Below are 3036 nucleotides of genomic sequence, written 5' to 3' on the forward strand. Positions count from 1 at the left end.
GGTGGAACATTATTTGCCCATGGCGGTGCTGGTGAGCGGTTTGGTGTGCGCAATTCTAAAGGCTATGCTGTTATTGAGGCAGCTGGTGATCACTGCTGTGAATACATGACCGGTGGTGTAATTGTAGTCTTAGGGAAAGTGGGACGCAATGTCGGTGCTGGTATGACTGGTGGTTTAGCCTACTTCCTAGATCAAGAGGAGAGTTTTCCGGCCAAAGTGAACCAGGATGTCAAGATTCAACGGGTGATTTCAGCGGCTGGAGAGCAGCAGTTGAAAGGCTTAATTCAAGACCATGCCACTCGGACTGGTAGCCCGAAAGCCAACATGATTCTGGACAACTGGTCTGAATATCTGCCCAAATTCTGGCAAGTGGTACCACCTTCTGAGGCGGATACTCCTCAAGCCAATCCTGATGTGGCAGAAGAAAGGGAGTTAGTTTCTTCCACAGTAGGCTAAAGCAGTTGAAGGTTAAAGGTTCCAGGTTGGATTGGGTTACAAGTTGCAGGTTAAAAGATTAAAGGTTGGTTTGATCACCTTTAACTTTCTAACCTGTCAAGATTCAATTCAGCGTTTACTACTAAATTATTCCATATGGTTTTTAACCAAATTTAGATATGGAGCAGTGCAAAAGCATCTAATTTTTTACAAATGACCAAGATATGTATTGAATATTTAACAGGGGATACGTTGTCTAAATAAGTAGTGATATCCAAATAGCTTATTAGTCATAATCATTAATTATAATCAAGACTAACAACTATTCATTAGTCTTGATTATAATTTTAATTATATATATGTAAAAATGATGTAAAACTAAAAATGACATATAGCAAGTCTTATACCCATGAGGTACAAATTTTTAGGTTTTAGGTTTTAGGTTTTAGGGAACAGGGAACAGGGAACAGGGAACAGGGAACAGGGAACAGGGAACAGGGAAAAAATAATTTGTATCTCATAGCTATGAGAAAGGCTATATGCATATTATTTATATAAATAATCATTTTAAAAAATACCCAATAACCCAATAATTTCTAGGTAAATTTTTATAAAAAAATATAGTTTTACCAGGTAATAGTTATTACTATATCAGTGGGTTTTGTTGGATTAAAATACTGAGCCGATGTTGAGGTAATCTCCTGTCAATAGGAATCAACTTCTTCTTCTTCTGTCTGAATGTCAATTTTTGTTAATTTATTCAAGATTTCTCAGAGGAGTGTATACAATGTCTATCGGGGTGAAAGCTATAGGGCGCTGCGCCGCAGTGGCTAAGGGATTCCAGCGCTAGTAGCTTCACACTTATCTCCGTTGAAGACGGGAGGTTCAAGGACTTCCTTCTCCCTAGCATTTCTCTGGATAACCAATAGATGTTTAACTACTCAGCGTCAAAATTGCCTGGAATTCAATCGTTGTGGGATGAATCTATTGGCGATTCGCGCGTATGTGTAGCCGTTCTTGACGGATCAGTTGATCTATCTCATCCCAGCTTTCAAGGGGCCCAGCTAACCAAGCTGCCTACACTGGTTTCAGATGCTCCTGTGGGGAAGATGGCTAGTCATGGTACTCACATTGCCAGCGTAATTTTTGGGCAGCATGGTAGTCCAGTTCAGGGAATTGCCCCCGGTTGTCGTGGGCTGATTGTGCCAGTATTCTCTGATCGTCAGAATCGTTCACTGTTGCAAATAGACCTAGCTCGAGCCATTAATCAGGCAGTTGAACAAGGAGCTAATGTCATAAATATCAGTGGAGGCGAACTCAGTGAATCTGGTGCAGCAGACCCGATTTTAGAAAAGGCTGTCCGTCACTGTCATGAGAATGGTGTTTTAATCGTTGCAGCAGCGGGAAATAATGCCTGTGAATGTCTTCATGTTCCGGCAGCTTTGCCCTCGGTGCTGGCTGTGGGTGCAATGAATCACCAGGGATTGCCAATCGATTTTAGTAATTGGGGTCAGGCTTACCAAAACCAGGGAATCTTGGCTCCTGGTGAAAACATCTTGGGAGCCATGCTTGGTGGAGGTACCACCCTAAAATTTGGGACTAGCTTTGCAACTCCAATTGTATCTGGGCTGGTAGCACTGTTAATGAGCATCCAGCTCAACCGAGGAGAAAAACCCGATCCTCACTTCATCCGTCAGGCACTGCTTGAAAGTGCCTTACCTTGCCACCCAGATACAGTTCCAGATGCTCGTCGTTGTCTGGCAGGTCGTCTCAACATTCCTGGAGCATATGAGTTAATTACTAAAGGGGAAACACCAGAAATGTCCAATCAGAATTGGGAGGTAGAAAGAATGCAACCCAGTGAAGCCAGTAATTTGGGTTCGGCTGAATCGGCTTATCAGCAGCAAGTCTACGAAACGACGGTTGTGCCCAGTGCTACTTCTGGACAAATGACTGTAGAAGCTACTGCACAGACTGCACCAGTTCAGCAAGCCATGCCAGTTCATCATGGGCAGATGGGAGTGGTTCCTGCTGCTCACACTGCACCGGTTCAGCAAGCCATGCCCGTTAATCCGGTTCATTATCAGCAGATGGGAGTGGTTTCCGCTGGCTATAATCAACCGGTTCAGCAAGGAATGCCGGTTCAACAGGGAATGCCGGTTCATTATCAGCAGATGGGAGTGGTTCCCGCTGGCTATAATCAACCGGTTCAGCAAGCCATGCCCGTTCATCCAGTTCATTATCAGCAGATGGGAGTAGTTCCCGCTGCTCACACTCCACCTATTCAGCAAGCCATGCCCGTTCATCCAGTTCATCATGGGCAGATGGGAGTAGTTCCCGCTGCTCACACTCCACCGGTTCAGCAAGCCATGCCCGTTCATTCAGTTCATTATCAGCAGATGGGAGTGGTTCCCGCTGGCTATAATCAACCGGTTCAGCACGCCACGCCGGTTCAACAGGGAATGCCAGTTCATTATCAGCAGATGGGAGTGGTTCCCGCTGGCTATAATCAACCGGTTCAGCAAGGAATGCCGGTTCAACAGGGAATGCCGGTTCATTATCAGCAGATGGGAGTGGTTCCCGCTGGCTATAATCAACCGG

At 45.0% G+C, this 3036-nt stretch carries 2 protein-coding genes; both read left to right on the top strand.

Features of this window, described 5'->3' with window-relative positions:
* On the top strand, window positions 1-456 hold a 456-nt coding region (locus tag F6K52_RS34715; protein ID WP_293089520.1), incomplete at its 5' end, for a hypothetical protein.
* 908 nt (window positions 457-1364) lie between these two features.
* The coding region (locus F6K52_RS34720) for a S8 family serine peptidase (protein WP_293089521.1) at window positions 1365-3036 on the top strand (1672 nt) is incomplete at its 3' end.

Origin of the sequence: Moorena sp. SIO3H5, assembly GCF_010692395.1 — a bacterium.
In the GTDB taxonomy this organism is placed as follows: domain Bacteria; phylum Cyanobacteriota; class Cyanobacteriia; order Cyanobacteriales; family Coleofasciculaceae; genus Moorena.